We start from the raw sequence: 21,398 nt of genomic DNA, 5'->3' as shown, positions 1-21,398 counted from the left end.
TTCCTTTTGTTCATACATAACTGGCATTATGAGCTCATAATGCCGAAATAGGAGGCGCCATATGATAAAGAAAACACTTCAGGAAATTGAACAAATGATAAAGATTGAGAATGATGTTTCATCTTTTCACAATACATCCATACAGGGCGTCAGCATTGACTCCAGAAAAATCGGGCAGGGTAATTTGTTCGTCCCGTTCAAAGGGGAAAATTCGGACGGCCACCGATTTGTAGAAGATGCCATTGAAAAGGGGGCAGCCGCGGCCTTTTGGCAAAAGGATGTTCCCAATCCTCCACTGCATCTTCCCATCCTGATCGTCGAAGATACCCTGACGGCTCTTCAGGAATTGGCGAGAAGCTATCGTAATGAATTAAAGGTAAAGGTCGCAGGAATTACAGGAAGCAACGGCAAAACAACGACCAAGGATATGACCGCAAACCTTCTGTCACTAAAATATAAGGTTCAAAAAACGGAAGGCAACTATAACAATCATATCGGTCTGCCATTAACCATTCTTGCACTTGAGGAAGATACGGAAATCGCTGTACTGGAAATGGGAATGAGCGGAAGGGGAGAAATCGATTTTCTTACGAAGCTTACCCGTCCGGACGCCGTGATCATTACGAATATAGGCGAATCACATCTGCAGGATTTAGGTTCCAGAGAAGGGATTGCAGAAGCGAAGCTGGAGATCATAAATGGCCTTCAGGAAAATGGCCTGGTTATTTATTACGGTGATGAGCCGCTTCTTGATGAAAAGCTGAAAACCTGCAATGGTTCGGCTACATTAAGAACCTTTGGGAGAACCGGGAAAAACGATGTGTATCCGGTGGATATCAAGCAGAATGACAGCGGCAGCACATTTGGGATCAATGGATCCAGCGAGGAATTTTACCTGCCTGTGCTGGGCACTCATAATGTTCTCAATGCCCTGGCAGCGATGATTGCAGCATCCCATTTCGGCGTTCCGTACGAAAAGATGAACGAAGGCTTTGCAAGCTTAAAGCTGACGAATATGAGAATGGAGCTTCTCGAGGGGAAAATGGGTGAGAAAATCATTAATGATGCCTATAATGCCAGTCCGACATCTATGAATGCGGCCATTGAACTGGTCGCCAATCTGCCTGACTATAAAAAGAAAGTTCTCGTTCTTGGCGATATGCTGGAGCTTGGTCCGCAGGAGGAGGATTTCCATTACTCCATTGGAAAATCTGTGGATGCAAAAAAGGTTGATTACGTGTTTACTTTCGGCAAGCTTGGCGAGTTTATCGCCAAGGGGGCGAAGGAAGTCCTGCCTCATGAACGGGTGGCAGCCTTTACTGACAAAAAGAATCTCATTCAAGAACTGAAGAAACATGTCGACCAGGAAACCATTGTGCTGGTCAAGGCATCCCGTGGCATGAAACTTGAAGAAGTTGTATCAGCTCTTCAATAGTATTTCTTAGATACCCTTTAGCTTTAACAGAAGGGGTGCAGGACTGATACAGCATGAAGATTTTCAGCAATATCATTTTGAATAACAAATAAATGTATATATCTGTTATTATAGGAAATAAGACCCTGTTTCACATGAAACAGGGGTTTAAATTATTTTTAGATAGTTCCTTCGTTGTAATTTTTATCTTCCAACAGGTTTGATTAGTATGGCAAAAAGGAAAAAGTGTAAAATAGAATGTACCTTAAATTTTTTAAAAATGGCGGTGACTTGTGAATGATTGGCTGCATGTGCATACATGGTTTTACAGGAGCTCCATTTGAAGTAGAACCTTTGGCTGAGTATTTAAAGGAGCATACAGACTGGGAGATTTCCGTGCCGACATTACCGGGTCATGGTGATGAGCTGAAGCTGAAAGGAATAGCCTACAACAAGTGGATTGAGCATGCAGAGGAAGAGCTGAAGAGGCTGATTAGCCGCTGTGAGAAAGTATATGTCATCGGCTTTTCAATGGGCGGTCTGATCGCAAGCTATTTAACGGTTCATTACCCTGTAGATAAATTGGTTCTGCTCAGTGCTGCTGCCTATTACGTAAACCCAAAGCAGCTATTCTTCGATATTAAAGAGATGGTAGGAGATGCTTTCAGGGGGAACCTGGCTGACAATGAAATGTTCGTCAGATATAAGCGGAAAATCAGTGCGACACCGATTACGGCAACACTTCAATTCCGCAGGCTTGTGGCTTCTATCAGGCCTATTTTAAATCAGATCACAGTGCCGACATTGATTGCGCAAGGTGAAAGTGATGGAGTTGTGCCTCCGAGAAGCGCCAGATATTTATATAATAATATTAGTTCATCGGCCAAAAAATTAATTTTTATAAAAGACTCAAAGCATCTTATCTGCCATTGCGGGGAAGGGGACCGCCTCTTTCGGGAGATCCTTGGCTTTCTGCAAAAAAAGCCTGAATGATAAGGTTTTCAGCCAGCCTTCACGTTTGCAATGCTTACTTGAAAATGGTAATATAAACACCAAAGTGCCAACAGGAACTTCTTTTGAGAACCCGGACATACTCCAGCAGGAGAATGTCTTTTTTCATTAAATACAGAAGTATTGCTGAACAAGCATACTTCAGTAAGGCCATAAATAGATGAGTGCTTAAAAGCACTTATCTTAAGAGACCTGATTGTCCGTGAACAATTTGGATAGAATTTACCCTCATCCTTTCCTCAAGCGGGTTTCATAGTGAGTGGGACTCTTCTTAACGAAACATAACCGCACTTTTTATAAAAATGAGAAGTTACAGCATCTAGATGCCGGGTACACCGGTAAAAAGGCTCCTTACAGGGTGCCATAACATTTCTTATAATCGTCCGGAAGAGTGACTCATAGGCCAATTTTTCAGGAGAACTCCTGCCTGCAGGTTTGCAGGGACAAAATTTTTCTATGATTAGAAGGAGAATGAATACATTGACAAAGTTTCAAGACTTGGGCATCAGCCCGGAGACAATGAAATCACTGAAACGAATGGGATTTGAAGAAGCGACTCCTATTCAGACCCAGACCATTCCGTTAAGTTTGGAGAATAAAGACCTCATCGGGCAGGCGCAGACAGGAACAGGAAAAACGGCTGCATTCGGAATCCCGATGATCGATAAAATCGACAACACGAAAGATTTCATTCAGGGAATTGTTATTGCCCCAACACGTGAGCTGGCGATTCAAGTATCGGAAGAACTGTATAAAATCGGCTACGGAAAAAGAACAAAAGTCCTTTCCATTTATGGCGGCCAGGATATTAACCGCCAAATCCGTGCTTTAAAGAACAAACCGCATATCATCGTTGGAACGCCGGGACGTATTCTGGACCACATCAACCGCAAAACCTTGCGTTTGGACCATGTCCATACGGCCATCCTTGACGAAGCGGATGAAATGCTTAACATGGGATTCATTGACGATATTGAAGCGATTCTTGCACAAATTCCTGAAGAGCGCCAAACACTGCTCTTCTCTGCTACAATGCCTGCGCCAATCCGCAGAATGGCAGAACGCTTTATGAAGGACCCTCAGATTGTCCGCGTAAAAGCTAAGGAAATGACTGTTTCATCTATTGAACAATTCTATATTGAAGTGCATGAAAAGAATAAATTTGATGTGCTGACAAGACTTCTGGATATTCAATCACCGGAATTGGCAATCGTATTCGGACGTACCAAGCGCCGTGTTGATGAATTGGCTGAAGCCTTGAATCTTCGCGGATACATGGCTGAAGGAATCCATGGTGACTTAAGCCAGGCTAAACGGATTTCTGTTCTCAGGAAGTTCAAAGAGGGAAGCATCGACGTCCTTGTGGCAACAGATGTGGCAGCGCGCGGATTAGATATATCCGGCGTAACACATGTCTACAATTTTGACATCCCACAGGATCCTGAAAGCTATGTTCACCGCATCGGCCGGACCGGACGTGCTGGAAAAACGGGTGTTGCGATGACATTCATCAATCCGCGCGAGAAATCGTACTTGCATGTTGTGGAACGTACAACCAAGAAAAAAATGGAACGCATGGATGCTCCAACACTGGATGAGGCGCTTGAAGGCCAGCAAAAAGCTGTAATGGAAAAAATCATGCAAACCATCGAGGAAAACAATCTTGGAAGCTATAAAGAAGCGGCAGATGAGCTTCTGGCACAAAAGGACGCTTCAACAGTTGTTCAGGCCGTGCTGAAGATGCTGACAAAGGAACCGGATACTACGCCTGTTAAATTAACAGAGGAAAAGCCGCTGCCATCTAAGCGCGACAGAAAGCCAAATGACCGCAGCCGAGGAGGATACAATGGAAGAGGCAGACAGGGAGGCCAAAAAGGATCATACAAATCCCGCCAAGGCCACACTGGAAAACGCCCGAGCCATAATAACAACCGTTCAAACAGCAGCAGCTATAGATAAGAAATTTGGAGAGCAGAAATTCTGCTCTCTTTTTATCTAGTCTGCATGCATAGCAGTCCACACATGCAATTTCTCAGCGGCCGCCGTACATACTAAGGGGAAATGCTGAACGGGAGGAATCGACATGACGATAGTACGCCTTGGGTATGTTGCGATGAGTATGAATCTGAAAAACGCATCGCCATCGCAAACGATGACGTTCAAACAATTCTCAAGTCTTAAAGACCGGGAGGCGGCTATAGCAAGACTGGAGCGGATTGCCGTTTCAAATTTGGAGAATTGCCTGAGGCTGATCAAGCACAATGCAGCTCATGATATTCACTTTTTCCGCTTCAGTTCAAGGCTGATTCCCCTTGCAAATCATGAGGAACTTTCTGATTGGAAGTATATGCGTCCCCTTAGAGAAATTTTGTCCAGGATTGGCGACTTTCTGGATGAACATCCGATGCGAGTGGATTTTCACCCGGACCATTTTGTGCTCCTTAATACACCGAAAGTTGACACATTGAATATGTCCATCAAAACACTGGCAATGCATGAGGCCCTGCTGAAAGGCATGCGTCTGAATCCGGCTCACCGCTGTGTTCTGCATGTAGGCGGAGGATATGATGACAAAGAAAAAGCTCTGGAGCAATTTATCCATAATTGGGGCTTTACACCTTCCGGAATCCAGCAGATGATTATTCTTGAGAATGACGATACTACCTTTACTCTTGATGATACGCTCTATCTTTGTGAAAAGCTGGGGATTCCGCTTGTATTTGATTACCACCACCACCTTGCCAATTTCGGGAATGATGACTGGATAGGGCAATGGGAAAGGGCTGCGGCGACATGGGACCATTCCGAATTGCCTGTGAAAATGCATATTTCCAGTCCCAAATCAGACAAAGATTTCAGAGCGCATGCCGATTATATTGATGCTGATATGTTCATGGAGTTTCTGCAGAACATTAAGGGGTCAGTGCCTGAGATACACTGCATGATCGAAGCGAAAATGAAGGACAGCGCCCTGTTTAAGCTCGCTGAGGATTTAAAAAGGAACCCCAATCTGACTTTTATTGATTCATCCAGCTTTGAAATATAATCTGTACCCCCCAATTTTTTCATAAAAGGGAGACACTTCTTTTTTCTGTCATGTATACTTATAGAAGTGAATGAGCGGATTTTAAAATCTAATAATTTTATGGAATTGCGGGGGGTACTGCATGATTACAGAGCCGCATAAAAGGATCCCGGCAAGGGGGCTGCTTGCCTGGAGAATCTCAGGCACGCTCCACTCTGTTTTTCCTTTTGTGTTGTCAGGTGGCGCTATTGCTGCTGCCATCCTGTTTGATTGGCCTATTTGGGTAATTGGAGCTTCTTTAATGTTTTTCTCTGCCTATGCGTACCTGGTCATTATGACGTTCCCATCTTTAAGGTGGAAAAGATGGAGGTATGAGGTCCGGGAAAATGAAATAGAGCTTAAAAATGGGCTATTTGTGATAAAAAGGACGCTTGTTCCCATGATTCGGGTCCAGCATGTGGATACAAGGCAAGGGCCGATATTGCGTAAATATCGCCTGGCTACCGTCACCATTTCAACAGCTGCGACGATACATGAAATACCGGCATTGGATGTGGATGAAGCCGAGGAATTGCGCTTTTTCATTTCTCAGCTGGCAAGGGCTGCAGAAAATGATGTCTAATCCGAAGCGTCTGCACCCAATATCCGCGGCAGTCAATTTCCTGAAACACCTTAAGGAAATGCTGGTGCCTTTTCTTATTTTTGTCGTCTTTGGAAGCAGAGGAGGAAATGGGGAGATTGTTCAGCTTGTCCTGTCTATAGGGGTCATAATCGCGGTTTTTCTAATCGGGATCCTTACCTGGTGGAGATATACCTATAGACTGGAGGAAGGTGAACTTCGAATCGAGTATGGTGTTCTGGTAAGGAAAAAAAGATATATTCCGCTTGAAAGAATCCAAAGTCTCGACTTGTCGGAAGGCTTGCTGCAAAGACCCTTTGGACTAGTGAAAATGAAAGTGGAGACAGCAGGCTCAAGCGGTGCGGGTGAGGCAGAAGCTGTATTGACGGCTATTTCCAAGGAAGATGCAGATTTCATTCAGCAGGCATTTTCAGCTGCCAAAAATAACCCTTCAGAAATGGAAACAGCATTGCAGAACCGGGAAGTGATTTATAAAATTACTCCTGGAGAATTGTTCCTTCTGGCATCAACTTCAGGCGGGGCAGGTGTCGTCATTTCAGCTGTCTTTGCTTTTGTTTTTCAGTTTGAAGAAATCATTCCCTATGAAAAGGTGTTTGCCGGGCTCGAAGGGTTTATTGCCAATGGAATGATCTTTGTGAGTATCCTGGTATTCTTCGTTTTTCTAATGGCATGGCTGATCGCTCTTATTGGGAGCATGCTGAAATATGCAGGTTTTACATTAATAAAAAGTGACAAGGAATTGATTGTCACAAGAGGCTTGCTCGAAAAGCGGCAGATGACGATCCCGCTGAACCGCATTCAGGCTGTTCAGATCAGGGAAAACCTGCTTAGACAGCCATTTGGCCTGGCGACTGTCTATATTGAAAGTGCGGGAGGTTCCATTGAAGACAATGAAAGTGCCCGCTTAATGATCCTGCCGATCGTGAAAAAAACAAGGATTGCCGGTTTGTTAAAGTCTCACTTGTCACAGTATGAATTGCAGCCGGGTTTCTTTAAAGCTCCGAAAAGAGCGCTCAACCGCTATTTATGGAGAGGGTTTCTGTGGATACTGCCTTTTGTGGCTGTGCCGCTCCTCTTTTTCAGGCCGTGGGGATACTTTTCTTTGGTGCTGCTGATCCTTGCGCTGGGATGGTCGTATCTCAAATACAGGGATGCAGCCTGGGATATCAGTTCACAGCAGCTTGCACTCAGATATCGGGGAGTTGTGAGGACTACTGTTTTTATGAGGAGAAGCCGCATTCAGTCCCTCTCCATGAAAGAAAGCTATTTTCAGAAAAAACGCAGTCTGGCTACCATAAAAGCTGCGGCTATGTCGGGTGCAGGCGGGACAGGCGGAACCGTCCGGGATCTCGACAGGCAGGAAGTATATGCTATTTATAAATGGTATTCTTATACCGGACTTAAATTAAAAGAAAAGCGTTCGTGAGCGCTTTTTTTATTTACCTATCTGCTTCGAGGACCATTATCTGGCTAAAAACCCCACTATGGCTAAAATAACGATGACTCCCCAAACGGCCAGCCTTGATGCAGGCACTCCTTTTAAAGAAGGCCTGATGCCGGAAAGTCTGCCTGACCGTATGATGCCTGATGAAGTTGAAGTCCGGCCCTTGGCCAGTGAAGCTGCACCAATCAGGAAGCCGGCAATCAGGCCGAATATATGTGCCGTCACATTGATGTTGGGCTGAAGGAAGGTCATGATTACCCCAATGATGGTGATGGTCAGGATGATTTGTGAGTTTTCCCTGGATAAAAGCTCTTTTCGAAAGATAAGGATTGCAGCAAAATAGCCGAACAAGCCAAAGATTGCACCGCTGGCCCCCGCGTGAATATACGTTAATGGCTCAAGGATGAGTGTAGCAATATTGGCGGCTAAACCTGCGGTAATATAAAGCAGAATGAATTTGGTTTTTCCGATGAGCCTCTCCAAAACAGGGCCGAATAGAGCGAGTGAAAAGCTGTTAAATAAAACATGGGAGAAACCGCTGTGCAATATGATTGGGCTGAGCAGCCGCCAGTATTCACCCTGTACAATATATAAATTAACACCAGCGAGCTTTTCAAAAACAAGTGAATTTGGGAATAGGGGAATGACGGTTAATAGATAGATGATAATATGGATACAAATGATAGCAGTAACAACAGGATAATAGCGGATAAATTCCTTTAAGCTTTCCGTTCTTGTAAACATGGCTCTCCTCCGTGCTTGAATTGTTTGAACGTGTATCTACATCATAGCCTGAAAAGCGGGTTTTCAGCATGCCATAACACTTATTCGGCAGGTAAAGTGTACATAATCCTGCTTCTACTGTATTCTTTATGCAGCAAATAATATAAATAGAAGGAAGATGAGAGATGATTTCCGGTATTGGGATTGACATTGCAGACCTAGAGCGGATACGAAAAATTCTTGCCAGGCAGGACCGGTTTCCTGATCGGATTTTGACCTCAAAAGAGCTGAAGAGCTATCAGCAATTGCCGGAAAAAAGGCGCGCAGAGTTTCTTGCAGGAAGATTTGCGGCGAAAGAAGCTTTTTCAAAGGCATTGGGAACCGGGATTGGCGAAGAACTTTCCTTTCGGGATATTGAAATTGAAAAAGATGAAAAAGGTAAGCCGTTTATTTCGAAGCCATTCAAAGATGGGGTTCACTTGTCGATTTCTCATAGCAGGGATTATGCTGTGGCTCAGGTGGTTATAGAAAAAGAATGACTTTATCGCAGTCTAACGGGCAGTAAGACCCCCACTTTATGCCGCGGGAAGATTTTCAAAAGCTTGTCATTCCTCCTAGCATATTCCTTAAGGTTGTCTCATATATTCTTAATGCGATAGGAGAGACAGGCCGGAAGTCCGGCCAATCTCACTGAAATGAGACAAAGGGGCTGAAGGAATGAAGAAAAATTGGTTCTTGCTGCTTGCCGGGCTTTTGGTTGTTCTTGCATTGTCTGCCTGTGGATCTAAAACACAGGAGGATGTTGTAAAGGATCTTGATAAAAAGCTCGAAGACGTTAAGGGATACAAGGCAGAGGCAAAAATGACTCTGCAGATGGGAACTGACCCGCAGACATATGAAATAGAAGTGTGGCATAAAGATCCGGACTTTTACCGGGTAAACCTGAAAAACGCCCAAAAGGAACAAAGCCAGATGATTCTCCGAAACAATGACGGTGTATTTGTCCTCACTCCTGCGCTGAACAAAAGCTTCCGCTTCCAGAGTGATTGGCCGCAGAACAGCAGCCAGGCTTATTTATATGAATCATTAGTCAAGGATATTATGGAGGATAAGGAAGCTAAGTTCTCCGCTACAAAAGATCATTATTTGTTTGAAACCAAAACACGCTATCAAAATAATCAGATGCTTCCTGTACAGGAAATCAAGCTCAAGAAGTCCGATTTATCCCCAGTCAGTGTGAAGGTTATGGATCCAGATAAAAATGCACTTGTAACAGTAGAATTTTCAAATGTAAAGTTCAATGCAAGCTTCGATAAGAAAGACTTTGACATGCAGAAGAACATGACAGGCGCTCAGCTCGAAGTGCCGGTCATGGCAGAGGTGGAGGATCAGGAATTCACAGTTAAATATCCGCAGATGGACATGGCAGATGTAAAGCTGGTTGATGAACAGGAAATGAAAACAGAAGACGGCAAGCGCGTTGTATTGACATATGATGGAGAAAAATCATTCACGCTTGTACAGGAAAAGGCTGCTGTCATGCCGACATCATCTGTCGTTACATCTGTTAAAGGCGAGCCGGTTGACCTTGGTTTCACCATTGGTGCACTTTCTGACAACACCATCTCCTGGACCTACCAGGGCGTGGATTATATGATTGCATCCAACGATCTATCACCTGAAGAAATGTCCGATATTGCCCGCTCCGTACAAGGTGAAATGGTGAAATAAATCACTGCCTAAAGCAGGTCCTATAGGGGGCCTGTTTTTTTTGTATTTGGGGTGGAAAGATGGATGGGTTCGGACACTGGGCTTGGGGTTTACGCATTCAGAGTCAGAAGAAGGCCAAAGTTCCGACACAGCACCCAGAATTTACGCATCATAGAGTCCAAAGAAAGCCCAGGCTCTCAAATCCAGCACCTCAGATATACGCTCTCTTATTCCAAAGTAAACCCAGGTTCAAAAAGATATCCATTTGACAAACCATCTGCCGAGTTTGATAATCGACATGTATAAAAGCAATGGCTAAAGGACGTGAGCAATCGATGAATGAACAGATAAAAATGTATCGGGACACTTGGGCAGAGATAAATCTGGACCATATTTCATATAATGTAGAGTCAATGAAAAGACATGTAAAAGAAGGGGCAAAAATCATTGCGGTTGTAAAGGCAAATGGGTATGGGCATGGAGATGCAGCTGTAGCGAAGGCTGCGCTGGAAGCCGGCGCATCCTCTCTTGCGGTTGCGACTCTGGATGAGGCAATGGCATTGAGGATGAAAAAAATTGAAGCGCCGATTTTAGTAATGGGAGCGAGCCGTCCGGAGCATGCAGGCGAGGCAGCAGCAAATAATATCGCCCTCACTGTTTTTCAGCAGGAATGGCTGTCACAAGCAACTGAATATGTAGAAGATGGAACCTTGAATATTCATTTAAAGCTTGATACCGGCATGGGCCGCCTGGGGATTCGCAGCCGGGATGAGCTTGCGGGAATTGAGAGCGTTATCAAAAAGGACAAGCGTTTTAAGCTTGAAGGGGTATTTACGCATTTCGCCACAGCGGATTCATTGGATAATGCTTACTTTGAAACGCAGCTGAGCAGGTTTGAAGAAATGACCGGCTGGCTGGAGGTATTGCCGAAGTACGTCCACACCAGTAATAGTGCAGCAGGCCTCAGATTTCCAAAAGCGCATTTGAATGCTGTAAGAATGGGGATCAGCATGTATGGACTGGCTCCATCCATGGAAATAAAGCCTGTACTTCCATTCGAGCTGAAAGAGGCTTTTTCTCTCCACACCGCTATTGTTCATGTGAAAAAGCTTCATAAAGGCGAGAAGGTCAGCTATGGTGCGACTTATGAGGCACAAGAAGATGAATGGATTGCAACTTTGCCGATTGGCTATGCGGATGGCTGGATCCGAAAGCTTCAGGGACAGGAGGTACTTGCTGAAGGATTGAGGGTTCCAATTGTTGGAAGAGTTTGTATGGATCAATGCATGATTAAGCTTCCCCATGAAATGCCTGTCGGTACAAAAGTAACCCTGATCGGCGAGCAGGGGAAAGAAAAGATAGCGGTTGACGAAATCGCCGAAAAGCTTGAAACCATCAACTATGAAGTTACATGTATGGTATCTTCCCGGGTTCCCCGCATATACAAAAGAGATGGTAAAATTATCGGGGGAATTAATTATTTGTTATAATTGAAAAAATTAATTGTTGTTAATTAACGCTTCCGCTTTTCTGAAATCATGCATAAAATACTATTTTTTTGGCCGATAATACAGAGGAATTAAAGAATCCCCTTTGCATTGGGCTTTATTAATGGTAATATTGAAAATGGTAGATATAAAAATGGTGTGTAGTGATGGTGGAGGTGTATGTTTGTGTCTGAGTCCAGCACAACAACAGAGATAATGGTAAAATTACCGCAGCATCTTTTAACCGAGTTAGACGGATTTGCTAAACAGGAAAACGTTAACCGGAGTGAATTCATTTATCAAGCAACCAAAATGTATTTGCGCGAACGCAAAAAGAGACAAATTCGCGAGTCCATGAGGCGAGGCTACATGGAGATGGCGAAAATAAATTTGACGATTGCATCTGAAGCATTTCAAGCGGAATACGAGGCAGAACACACAGTTGAACGTCTAGTTAGCGGAGGATAATCCTTTGATTGTCAAACGTGGTGACGTTTATTTTGCAGACCTATCCCCAGTTGTTGGTTCAGAACAAGGCGGCGTACGTCCAGTGCTTGTCATCCAAAACGACATCGGGAATCGGTTTAGTCCCACAGTAATTGTTGCAGCAATCACAGCTCAGATTCAAAAAGCAAAGCTGCCTACTCACGTTGAAATTGATGCGAAGCGTTATGGTTTTGAAAGGGATTCGGTCATCTTATTAGAACAGATTCGTACAATTGATAAACAACGCTTAACCGATAAAATAACCCATCTCGATGACGAAATGATGGAAAAAGTGGATGAAGCCGTGCAAATCAGCTTAGGCCTCATCGAATTTTAACAAACGCTCTTTTGAAGGGCGTTTTTTATTTTTTTACAGCGAAAAGGTTTAGTTTCTTTTCAATAGGGTAAAAAAGAAAGTCGTTTAATATATAAAATTGTCTTGTTTTGTAAATATACCCGTTTCCAGCTGGGAGTAACCTCCTATTCGATGGGAAATCAGTGCACTGGGAAAAGGGTTTTCATAAGAAATTGTCGAATTAACTTAATGATGGGAATTATTAATTGCAGACCATATAGGTATCATTTGACTGGCATTCATTGTTATCATTTAATTGGTATATACGATACAGGAAGATTTCTTTGCTTCTTTACAATAAAGGGGAATTGGAAGGCTAATAATAGATATATGATAAAATAGGGAGGAACAAATGAATTCGACAATATTGAATTTTATACAAAATAATAAAGATTCTATTTTTAATCATTGGCTTGAGGCTACTAAGGAAAATGCGGATGAAAGGGTTACAAAGGTAGTTTCTGATCAGGTATTTATCGGGACAAGCCGGGAATTCATTGACCTGATTATTTCAAATATAAAAAGTTCAAATGAGGAATTCACTTCGAAATTGAGTGATTTCTCTGAGAAAATTGTGCGATTGGGCTGGCCGCTCAGTTTTGTGACAAAAGGGCTTCAAACATTCGGGAAGATTGTGTTCGAGGGTATGCAGGAAGCCGGAATTGTCACCCAGGAAAACCAGATGAAAGTCATTTACGAATTCGATGGCTGGATGACTCCCATGGTTAATGAAGTGGTAAATATGTATTCGGCCACTTGGGAAAGAACTGTGTCCCTGCAAAAAATTGCCCTTCAGGAACTCTCTGCGCCGCTGATCCCTGTATTCGAAGGTATTACAGTCATGCCGCTTGTAGGTACAATTGATACCGAGCGTGCGAAGCAGATTATGGAGAACCTCTTAACTGGAGTGGTTAAACACCGTTCAGAAGTGGTCCTTATAGATATAACGGGTGTGCCGGTTGTTGATACGATGGTAGCCCATCATATCATACAGGCAGCAGATGCTGTAAGACTTGTCGGTGCGAAATGCATGCTCGTAGGCATACGCCCGGAGATTGCCCAGACCATTGTAAACCTGGGAATTGATTTAAATCAGTTTACCACAAAAAACACCTTGAAAAAGGGAGTAGAAGCGGCTCTTGAGTTAACCAGCCGCAAAATTGTGAATGTGGAGGGAGCGGAATGAGAGTGAGAATCCCAATTTTAAAGCTGAATGATTGCCTGTTAGTCTCCATCCAGTGGGAATTGGATGATCAGACTGCTCTGCAGTTTCAGGAGGATTTGCTCCATAAAATCCATGAGACGAGCGCAAATGGAGTCGTGATCGATTTAACATCCATTGACTTTATTGATTCATTCATCGCTAAAGTTCTAGGCGACGTAATAAATATGTCCAAACTGATGGGTGCAAAAGTAGTCATAACCGGGATACAGCCTGCCGTAGCAATTACGCTTATTGAGTTAGGTATTGGGTTAGATGATGTCCTTACTGCATTAGATCTAGAAAAAGGTTTGGAGAAATTACAACAGGAATTGGGGGAGTAACTGTATGGAAAACCAATCCTGCGTTAAAATCATAAACGAATGGGACATCGTTGCAGCCCGCCAGCTTGGGCGGAATGTTGCTAAAGAGCTTGGTTTTGGTACAGTTGACCAGGCTAGAATCACTACAGCCATTAGTGAGCTTGCCCGGAATATTTACTTATACGCCGGACAAGGTCAAATCTGTATTGAGAAAATATACGACGGCGGAAAAGCGGGATTGCGTATAGTTGCGGTAGACAGCGGCCCTGGAATCAATGATTTACGCCAAGTAATGGAAGATGGATACTCGACATCAGGGGGATTAGGAGCCGGCCTGCCAGGTGTGAAGCGGTTAATGGATGAGTTTTTAATTGACTCCAATCCCGGGACCGGAACAGATATAAAAGCAACTAAGTGGCTTCGTTAGGGGGAAGCGTTATGGATTTCCGAGAAATGATGGAATCAAAGTATCGGGATATTCTTGAGAATTATATTAAGGAACAATCTGAACAGGCCTTGTATCAGGGCCAAAAGTTCAGCAGGAAGTCGATCGAGCACAAAATCTCACCTGAAGAGATTATCAGCGTTCATAAAAGTCTGATGGGTGAACTTTATCCGGACTTGCCTGAATATGTTCACCATTCTTTTGATATCCTTCTGGAAGTCATGATAGGCTATGGTTTTGCCTATAGAGAACATCAGAGCTTAAAACATATTCAGCAGGAACTCAGGACAGAGATGGAAATAGCTGCGAACGTTCAGCAAACTTTGCTGGGGACGCAGGTTCCTTCTGTTGAGGGACTGGATATCGGCGCAATTAGTGTTCCTGCCAAACATATGAACGGTGATTATTTCCATTTTGTTCAGGATGAGAACAGCACAATCAGCATCGCCATTGCTGATGTGATCGGCAAAGGTCTTCCGGCAGCCCTTTGTATGTCCATGATTAAATATGCCATGGACAGTGTGCCTGAAAACCGCAATGACCCTAAAACGGTCCTTGAAAATCTTAATCGGGTAGTAGAACAGAATGTAGATTTAACGATGTTTATTACCATGTTTTATGGAATATATGATACAAACAGCAATATGTTTTCATATGGTTCTGCAGGACATGAGCCGGGACTGTTCTATAATTCCGTGACTGAGCAATTTACCGAACTGACTGCGAAAGGGCTGCTTCTCGGTATTGATAAAAAACGAAATACCGCCAGTACGAAAAAGGAGTAAATCCCGGAGATATGATCATATTAATGTCAGATGGGGTTACTGAATGCCGTACAGAAGAAGGGTTTATAGAAAAGGAATCATTGCTGGAATTAATCAAGAAATACATTCATTTAAATGCACAGGAAATAGTTAATAGCGTATATAAAGAACTTGAAAAACTTCAGCATTTTCAATTGCGGGATGATTTTACCTTAATTATTTTAAAAAGAAATGTTTAATGGGTTTTAAAAGCGGGTAACTAGTAAAAAGCAGTTGACATGTAAAGAGGTGGGTCAGTTATGAATATTACTATAGATGTAAAAGAAAATGATATGCTGATTGAAGCAATGATAAGCGGAGAAATTGATGCGTATACAGCACCTAAACTCCGCGAAGAGCTTTTTCCTTTAACAGAAAAGGAAGGCGTAGAAATGGTGGTTAACCTATCAGAAGTCTCTTATATGGATAGTACCGGCTTAGGCGTATTTGTTGGTGTGTTTAAAAATGTCCGTGCCAATAACGGAAAATTCCAGATCGTTGGCTTGTCGGACCGTTTAAAGAGACTTTTCGAAATTACAGGCCTGGCGGATATTATCGATATTAACAGCGGGATTGAAGGTGGAGTACAATGAACGAGCCATTTGATTATATAGAGGTGAAAATTCCGGCCAAGCCGGAGTTTGTTGGGGTAATCCACCTGACATTATCAGGGATTGCCAGCAGAATGGGATTTGCATATGAAGAAATTGAAGATCTTAAGATCGCTACAAGTGAAGCTTGCACCAATGCAGTTCAACACGCATACAAACAGAATGAGCAAGGGGAAGTAGTCATCGGGTTCGGTTTATATACTGACCGTCTTGAGGTAATGGTCGCTGACAGCGGAAAAAGCTTTGATTTCCAATCTGCCAGACAAGGCATTGGGCCATATGACCAGACAGATTCTGTGGAATTTCTGCGTGAAGGAGGCTTGGGTCTATACCTGATTGAAACATTGATGGATGAAGTAAGAATTCATCACAAAGAGGGTGTTACGGTCTTTATGACCAAATACCTAGAAGGAGAGCAGGTGGAGAGGGATGCAAAAACAATCTCAACCTAACCAAAAATCCAAAGAAGAAACAAATGCTTTAATCAAAGCCTACCAGCTTCACCAGGACGAAGATGCTCAAAATACCCTGGTTCTTCAATATCAGAATTTAGTTGAAGCTATTGCCCGCAAGTACTCAAAAGGGAGATCCTATCATGAGGATATTGTTCAGGTAGGCATTATCGGCTTATTGGGTGCCATCCGCCGCTATGATGAGTCTTTCGGAAAAACATTTGAGGCCTTTGCTGTTCCTACCATTATTGGGGAAATTAAGCGCTTCTTAAGGGATAAGACCTGGAGCGTTCATGTTCCGCGCCGCATAAAGGAATTGGGCCCGAAAATTAAAGCTACCGTTGAAGAGCTTACAACAGAGCTTCATAGGTCGCCAAGAGTAGACGAAATAGCCGATCTGCTAGGGGTTTCTGAAGAGGAAGTCCTGGAAGCGATGGAAATGGGTAAAAGCTATCAGGCTCTTTCTGTTGACCATTCAATCGAAGCTGATTCTGATGGCGGAACGGTCACCCTTTTGGATATCGTCGGAAATGTGGACGAGGGCTTTGAAAAAGTAAACCAAATGCTGGTGCTTGAAAAAGTCCTGCATGTTCTATCAGAGAGAGAGAAATTAATTATTCAATACACATATCTTGAGAATATGAGCCAAAAGGAAGCTGGAGATAAACTGGGGATTTCCCAGATGCATGTATCAAGACTTCAGCGCCGTGCGATCAAAAAGCTTCAGGAAGCAATCCACTCTGAAACAAATAACTCGGAGTGCCTTTCATGACCAAATTGGTTAGAGATAACATCGAAGTGATTGCACACCAGACAGCTAAAGAAGGCAAATCATTCTGCGGTGATGGCTATTATTTTACCGCAACGGATGAATACTTTGTATGTGTGCTGGCAGATGGCCTTGGAAGCGGGGAATACGCGTATGAGGCTTCTTCTGCTGTTGTTTCCGTTGTAGAGCAGCATCATGAGAAAGATGTAGATACGCTTATGAAGCTCTGCAACGAAATTCTTTTGCAAAAAAGAGGAGCAGCAGTCGCGCTGTTTAAAGTACACTTTGCTTCCAGGGAATTCGTATACAGCTGTGTAGGGAATATCCGGTTTTTCCTTTATTCATCTGCAGGAAAACTCACTTATCCCCTGCCTGTAACAGGATATCTGTCAGGAAGGCCGCAGGTGTTTCATACCCAGCGGTTTACGTATGAAGCGGAGTCTAAATTTTTGATATACTCAGATGGCTTTAATATCCATGGGGTTAAATCTTTGCTGAAAGCATTTCTCCCTATTGAACTTATCTCGGAAGATATAAAGAAGCAGTATCCATCTACTTCAGATGATGCTACTTCCATACTTGGAAGCTTACTCTAGACAGGGTAAGCTTTTTGTTTGTTCTTTTGATAAAATGAATATTGAGACTCTATGATGGAGGAATGAACTTGGAGAAAACATTGGATAGACAAGATCAAACACTAAATTTAATAGCTGGGGAACTATCGATAGCCATCAAACAAGTAAAAAACACTATCAGCTTACTGGAAGAAGGAAACACAGTCCCGTTTATTGCCCGGTACAGAAAAGAACAGACAGGCGCGCTGGATGAAGTTCAAATCCGCGATATCATGGAGCGCTGGCAATACATACAAAACCTTAATCAGCGTAAAGAAGAGGTAATCCGCTTAATTGAAGAACAAGGCAAATTGACCGAAGAGCTAAAAACCAAAATTAACAAAGCGGTGAAGCTGCAGGAAGTAGAAGACTTATACCGGCCATATAAGCAAAAGCGCCGGACAAAAGCAACTGCGGCAAAAGAAAAAGGGCTTGAGCCCTTTGCTGAGTGGCTTCTCACTTTTTCGCTAAATGAAACCCCTGCTGCAAAAGCCAAAGAATTCTTATCTGATGAAAAGGAAGTAACCACAACAGAAGAAGCAATTGCTGGCGCAAAAGATATTATCGCAGAGTGGGTATCAGACGAAGCGGAGAGCAGAAAATGGATCCGTATGGAAACAGCCAAAAAGGGGACTATTGAGTCCTTTGTGAGAAATAAAGAGAATGACGAAAAAGGCGTTTATGAAATGTATTACGAGTATGAGGAACCGGTGAGCAAGATTGTTCCACACCGTACACTTGCATTGAACCGCGGTGAAAAAGAGGAAGTATTAAAGATTAACATTAAGCCAAATACCGAATTTATTTTAAAGTACTTATATAAAAAGTGGGTAAAGGATGAACGTTCTCCTGCAGGCACGATTGTAAGGGAAGCCATTGATGATGGATACAAGCGTCTGATCATGCCATCAATTGAACGCGAAATACGTAATGAATTGACCGAAAAAGCAGAAGAACAGGCTATTATGATTTTTTCTGAGAATCTAAGAAAACTGCTGCTTCAGCCCCCGTTAAAAGGAAAGATCGTACTTGGGGTAGACCCTGCCTACAGAACAGGCTGCAAGCTGGCTGTTGTAGATGAAACTGGAAAAGTACTTGATATCGGAGTCATATATCCGCACCCGCCTGTTTCCAAAACGAATCAGGCACGGGAGAAGGTAATTCAAATTTTAAAAACCTATAAAGTAAAAATGGTTGCCATCGGAAATGGGACTGCTTCAAGGGAAACCGAACAGTTCATCGCAGATATATTAAAGGATATGAAAGAGGAAATTTTCTACCTGATTGTCAATGAAGCGGGGGCGAGCGTCTACTCTGCCTCGGATCTTGCCAGAGAGGAGTTTCCTGATTTTCAGGTGGAAGAAAGAAGTGCTGTATCAATCGCCCGGCGCCTCCAGGATCCTCTTGCAGAATTGGTTAAGATTGATCCAAAGTCAGTTGGGGTTGGTCAATATCAGCATGACGTATCCCAGAAAAAGCTGTCCGATTCCCTTTCCTTTGTTGTAGAGACAGCAGTTAACCAGGTAGGCGTAAATGTAAACACCGCTTCATCTTCATTGCTGCAGCATGTAGCCGGCCTGTCAAAAACAGTTGCCGTAAATATAATCAAAAAACGGGATGAGGAAGGGAAGTTCACGGACCGCAAGCATTTGAAAAAAATCCCCCGACTTGGTGCCAAAACCTATGAACAGGCAATAGGCTTCCTGCGGATTATCGATGGAAAAGAACCTCTGGACCGGACTGGAATCCACCCGGAAACATATGCAGAAGTAAATAAATTGCTGGCTAATCTTGGTTTTAAATCAAATGACCTTGGTTCACCATCGCTAAGAGAGGCACTTAAAGGCATAGATATCAGCCAGACAGCCCGGGAGCTTGACATTGGCGAGCTGACACTGAAAGATATCATAGACGCATTAATGAGACCGGAAAGGGATCCGCGTGATGAGCTGCCGAAGCCTCTTTTGAAAAAAGAAGTTCTAAAGCTTGAAGACCTGCAGGAAGGAATGGAACTGCAAGGGACAGTACGGAATGTTGTAGATTTCGGAGCCTTTGTCGATATTGGAGTCAAACAGGATGGCCTTGTTCATATTTCCAAACTCAGCCGCCAATTTGTCAAACACCCGCTGGACGTCGTTTCCGTTGGTGATGTGGTAACAGTCTGGGTTGACTCTGTCGATAAACACAAGGGAAGGGTCGCCTTAACAATGCTGGGACATTCTAATTAATAGAAATTAATAGCTTCAAAGCTCATTTCGAGTCATAAGCCAAATCACACCGGAAATCACTATTTCTAGCGTGATTTGGCTTATGCTTATGATGGATGAAATGATTGAGTTTCACGGACTAAGGATATTACGGCATATGTCATGGATGGTGCGGCTAGGTTTAGCTGAATTTACCTTCGTCTCTCCGGATTTTTTTATGAGCAGTGTTTTTTTCTATAGAAAAACCAGCACTGATTCAGCAGTTTGATCTGATAGCGGTCTTTTTCATAAAAAGCACGCTGGATTTGATTTTGAAACCATACAGGCATATGATTTACCTCCCGTTAATTGGAATCTGATAATGGCTCTCTCGTGCTGCAAGGAGTTCAGAGCTTTAAAAGGTATATATAATGTATGCTATAATAGGTTGTCATGTTTACGATATGAGAGGAAAAACATTGCGATGAATGACCAGGAGCTTCAGACACTTGTTGAAAAGATATCATTAGAAAGCTTCGGCAAGCCCTTTTGCCACCAGGCATATTTTAATTCACGACTAAAATCCACTGGCGGAAGATATATGCTGAATTCACATCATGTTGAAATAAACAAAAAGTATTATGAGCAGCTTGGCGCCGAAGAACTTGAGGGAATCATTAAGCACGAGCTATGTCATTATCATTTGCACTTAGAAGGAAAAGGATATAAACATCGTGATCAGGACTTCAGAATGCTAATGAAGAAAGTGGGAGCACCCCGATTTTGTTCAGCCTTGCCTGATCGTCCGAAAACAAACAGATCTGCTAAGATTCTTGTTTATATGTGCAAAGAATGCGGCCAAACTTTTCAGAGAAAAAGAAAAGTTGATACGAAGAAATATGTCTGCGGTAAATGCAAAGGAAAATTAGTATTCAAAAAAGAATTGACATTAGAATAGGTACGCTTTATATTTAATAATTGTCACAGGTCAAAACAGGATAAACGGCTAATAAATACTTGTAAAAACATGCTTGACTTTTATAGTCCGTGTCCCTATAATATGAAGAGTCGATAAGATATTAACAGTTTTATCGAACAAGTTTATTATTATTCCGCAGTAGCTCAGTGGTAGAGCATTCGGCTGTTAACCGAACGGTCGCAGGTTCGAATCCTGCCTGCGGAGCCATATTTGGGGAAGTACTCAAGTGGCTGAAGAGGCGCCCCTGCTAAGGGTGTAGGTCGCGTAAGCGGCGCGAGGGTTCAAATCCCTCCTTCTCCGCCAGAAAATTCAAACAACGGCCCGTTGGTCAAGCGGTTAAGACACCGCCCTTTCACGGCGGTAACACGGGTTCGAATCCCGTACGGGTCACTTTTTTTATTTCCGACGGTTTTGTGGATGGTCCCGTGGTGTAGCGGTTAACATGCCTGCCTGTCACGCAGGAGATCGCGGGTTCGATTCCCGTCGGGACCGCCATTTTATTATTGGGCTATAGCCAAGCGGTAAGGCACCGGACTTTGACTCCGTCACTCGCAGGTTCGAATCCTGCTAGCCCAGCCATTTTAATGAGCCATTAGCTCAGTCGGTAGAGCAGATTGCAGCATCTGTGAATCACTTCAACCGAATAGCAATCTGTGACAAAGCACAAAGTGCTTTGGAACATCTGACTCAGCAGTTTTAAATTTTAGGATCATTATTATT

22 protein-coding genes, 5 tRNA genes and 1 pseudogene are annotated in these 21,398 nt (G+C 43.2%); 26 read left to right on the top strand and 2 right to left on the bottom strand.

Annotated features, from left to right (window positions below; genetic code table 11):
* Positions 1 to 61: 61 nt before the first annotated feature.
* From BFI01S_RS11410 to BFI01S_RS11385, 6 genes are all read left to right on the top strand, one after another.
* Positions 62 to 1,435, top strand: coding sequence for a UDP-N-acetylmuramoyl-tripeptide--D-alanyl-D-alanine ligase (locus tag BFI01S_RS11410; RefSeq protein ID WP_061792727.1), 1,374 nt, complete (start codon positions 62 to 64; stop codon positions 1,433 to 1,435).
* 276 nt (positions 1,436 to 1,711) lie between these two features.
* On the top strand, positions 1,712 to 2,407 hold the full coding sequence (locus BFI01S_RS11405; RefSeq protein ID WP_061792726.1) for an alpha/beta hydrolase: 696 nt from the start codon (positions 1,712 to 1,714) through the stop codon (positions 2,405 to 2,407).
* Positions 2,408 to 2,905: 498 nt separating this feature from the next.
* Entirely contained in the window at positions 2,906 to 4,384 is a 1,479-nt protein-coding gene (gene cshA, locus BFI01S_RS11400) for a degradosome RNA helicase CshA (protein ID WP_061792725.1), read from the top strand.
* Between the two features lie 124 nt (positions 4,385 to 4,508).
* Complete coding sequence (gene uvsE / locus BFI01S_RS11395; protein WP_061792724.1) at positions 4,509 to 5,471, top strand: UV DNA damage repair endonuclease UvsE; 963 nt, start codon at positions 4,509 to 4,511, stop codon at positions 5,469 to 5,471.
* A gap of 121 nt (positions 5,472 to 5,592) precedes the next feature.
* Positions 5,593 to 6,072 (top strand): PH domain-containing protein, encoded by a 480-nt coding sequence (locus tag BFI01S_RS11390; RefSeq protein WP_061792723.1) that lies wholly within the window; start codon positions 5,593 to 5,595, stop codon positions 6,070 to 6,072.
* Positions 6,065 to 7,516 carry a PH domain-containing protein gene (locus tag BFI01S_RS11385; RefSeq protein ID WP_061792746.1) on the top strand — a complete coding sequence of 484 codons (1,452 nt, stop codon included), beginning with the start codon at positions 6,065 to 6,067 and terminating at the stop codon, positions 7,514 to 7,516. Before BFI01S_RS11390 ends, BFI01S_RS11385 begins: the two co-directional genes overlap by 8 nt.
* Positions 7,517 to 7,552: 36 nt before the next feature.
* Here BFI01S_RS11385 and BFI01S_RS11380 read toward each other — a convergent pair whose 3' ends face one another.
* The gene (locus tag BFI01S_RS11380; RefSeq protein WP_061792722.1) at positions 7,553 to 8,278 is read right to left on the bottom strand and encodes a rhomboid family intramembrane serine protease; all 726 of its coding nucleotides are present in this window, start codon (positions 8,276 to 8,278) and stop codon (positions 7,553 to 7,555) included.
* 164 nt (positions 8,279 to 8,442) lie between these two features.
* Between BFI01S_RS11380 and acpS the strand changes: the two genes are divergently transcribed.
* The 14 genes and pseudogenes from acpS to BFI01S_RS11305 all read left to right on the top strand — a co-directional run bounded on the left by acpS (position 8,443) and on the right by BFI01S_RS11305 (position 19,741).
* Entirely contained in the window at positions 8,443 to 8,796 is a 354-nt protein-coding gene (gene acpS / locus BFI01S_RS11375; protein WP_061792721.1) for a holo-ACP synthase, read from the top strand.
* A 178-nt stretch (positions 8,797 to 8,974) separates the two neighbouring features.
* Positions 8,975 to 9,988, top strand: a complete 1,014-nt coding sequence (locus BFI01S_RS11370; protein WP_061792720.1) for a LolA family protein — start codon at positions 8,975 to 8,977, stop codon at positions 9,986 to 9,988.
* Between the two features lie 314 nt (positions 9,989 to 10,302).
* Positions 10,303 to 11,457 (top strand): alanine racemase, encoded by a 1,155-nt coding sequence (alr, locus tag BFI01S_RS11360; RefSeq protein ID WP_061792718.1) that lies wholly within the window; start codon positions 10,303 to 10,305, stop codon positions 11,455 to 11,457.
* 183 nt (positions 11,458 to 11,640) lie between these two features.
* Positions 11,641 to 11,922, top strand: coding sequence for a CopG family ribbon-helix-helix protein (locus BFI01S_RS11355; protein WP_035331931.1), 282 nt, complete (start codon positions 11,641 to 11,643; stop codon positions 11,920 to 11,922).
* Positions 11,923 to 11,926: 4 nt separating this feature from the next.
* A complete protein-coding gene (gene ndoA / locus BFI01S_RS11350) occupies positions 11,927 to 12,277 on the top strand; it encodes a type II toxin-antitoxin system endoribonuclease NdoA (RefSeq protein WP_009336311.1) in 351 nt (116 codons plus the stop codon).
* A gap of 370 nt (positions 12,278 to 12,647) precedes the next feature.
* Complete coding sequence (gene rsbRA, locus BFI01S_RS11345) at positions 12,648 to 13,481, top strand: RsbT co-antagonist protein RsbRA (RefSeq protein WP_061792717.1); 834 nt, start codon at positions 12,648 to 12,650, stop codon at positions 13,479 to 13,481.
* Positions 13,478 to 13,840, top strand: coding sequence for an STAS domain-containing protein (locus tag BFI01S_RS11340; RefSeq protein ID WP_009336309.1), 363 nt, complete (start codon positions 13,478 to 13,480; stop codon positions 13,838 to 13,840). The genes rsbRA and BFI01S_RS11340 overlap by 4 nt, the downstream gene beginning before the upstream one ends.
* 4 nt (positions 13,841 to 13,844) lie before the next feature.
* Positions 13,845 to 14,246, top strand: a complete 402-nt coding sequence (locus BFI01S_RS11335) for an anti-sigma regulatory factor (RefSeq protein ID WP_035331811.1) — start codon at positions 13,845 to 13,847, stop codon at positions 14,244 to 14,246.
* Between the two features lie 11 nt (positions 14,247 to 14,257).
* Positions 14,258 to 15,267: pseudogene (locus tag BFI01S_RS11330) on the top strand (PP2C family protein-serine/threonine phosphatase).
* Positions 15,268 to 15,327: 60 nt separating this feature from the next.
* Positions 15,328 to 15,660 carry an anti-sigma factor antagonist gene (locus BFI01S_RS11325; RefSeq protein WP_035331808.1) on the top strand — a complete coding sequence of 111 codons (333 nt, stop codon included), beginning with the start codon at positions 15,328 to 15,330 and terminating at the stop codon, positions 15,658 to 15,660.
* Positions 15,657 to 16,130 carry an anti-sigma B factor RsbW gene (rsbW, locus tag BFI01S_RS11320; RefSeq protein WP_061792716.1) on the top strand — a complete coding sequence of 158 codons (474 nt, stop codon included), beginning with the start codon at positions 15,657 to 15,659 and terminating at the stop codon, positions 16,128 to 16,130. The genes BFI01S_RS11325 and rsbW overlap by 4 nt, the downstream gene beginning before the upstream one ends.
* Positions 16,108 to 16,902: an RNA polymerase sigma factor SigB gene (gene sigB / locus BFI01S_RS11315; RefSeq protein WP_061792715.1), complete on the top strand. Its 795-nt coding sequence runs from the start codon at positions 16,108 to 16,110 to the stop codon at positions 16,900 to 16,902. Before rsbW ends, sigB begins: the two co-directional genes overlap by 23 nt.
* Positions 16,899 to 17,495 (top strand): PP2C family serine/threonine-protein phosphatase, encoded by a 597-nt coding sequence (locus BFI01S_RS11310; protein WP_061792714.1) that lies wholly within the window; start codon positions 16,899 to 16,901, stop codon positions 17,493 to 17,495. Before sigB ends, BFI01S_RS11310 begins: the two co-directional genes overlap by 4 nt.
* A 68-nt stretch (positions 17,496 to 17,563) precedes the next feature.
* Complete coding sequence (locus BFI01S_RS11305) at positions 17,564 to 19,741, top strand: Tex family protein (RefSeq protein WP_061792713.1); 2,178 nt, start codon at positions 17,564 to 17,566, stop codon at positions 19,739 to 19,741.
* Positions 19,742 to 19,935: 194 nt separating this feature from the next.
* Here BFI01S_RS11305 and cmpA read toward each other — a convergent pair whose 3' ends face one another.
* Positions 19,936 to 20,049 carry a cortex morphogenetic protein CmpA gene (gene cmpA / locus BFI01S_RS22500; protein ID WP_009336300.1) on the bottom strand — a complete coding sequence of 38 codons (114 nt, stop codon included), beginning with the start codon at positions 20,047 to 20,049 and terminating at the stop codon, positions 19,936 to 19,938.
* A 134-nt stretch (positions 20,050 to 20,183) separates the two neighbouring features.
* Here cmpA and BFI01S_RS11300 point away from each other — a divergent pair, with 134 nt between their 5' ends.
* The 6 genes from BFI01S_RS11300 (at position 20,184) to BFI01S_RS11275 (ending at position 21,257) form a co-directional block, all read left to right on the top strand.
* Positions 20,184 to 20,657: a SprT family protein gene (locus BFI01S_RS11300; RefSeq protein ID WP_061792712.1), complete on the top strand. Its 474-nt coding sequence runs from the start codon at positions 20,184 to 20,186 to the stop codon at positions 20,655 to 20,657.
* A gap of 153 nt (positions 20,658 to 20,810) precedes the next feature.
* Positions 20,811 to 20,885 (top strand) — tRNA-Asn (locus BFI01S_RS11295).
* Between the two features lie 5 nt (positions 20,886 to 20,890).
* Positions 20,891 to 20,981, top strand: a tRNA-Ser gene (locus tag BFI01S_RS11290).
* Between the two features lie 15 nt (positions 20,982 to 20,996).
* Positions 20,997 to 21,068: transfer RNA gene (locus tag BFI01S_RS11285), tRNA-Glu, on the top strand.
* 29 nt (positions 21,069 to 21,097) lie between these two features.
* Positions 21,098 to 21,173: transfer RNA gene (locus BFI01S_RS11280), tRNA-Asp, on the top strand.
* Between the two features lie 9 nt (positions 21,174 to 21,182).
* Positions 21,183 to 21,257: transfer RNA gene (locus tag BFI01S_RS11275), tRNA-Gln, on the top strand.
* Positions 21,258 to 21,398 lie beyond the last annotated feature (141 nt).

It is taken from the genome of Cytobacillus firmus NBRC 15306 (genome assembly GCF_001591465.1).
Classification (GTDB): Bacteria; Bacillota; Bacilli; order Bacillales; family Cytobacillaceae; genus Cytobacillus; species Cytobacillus firmus.
Note: the sequence above shows the minus strand (reverse complement) of the source record. Positions and strands in the feature narration are given on the sequence as shown.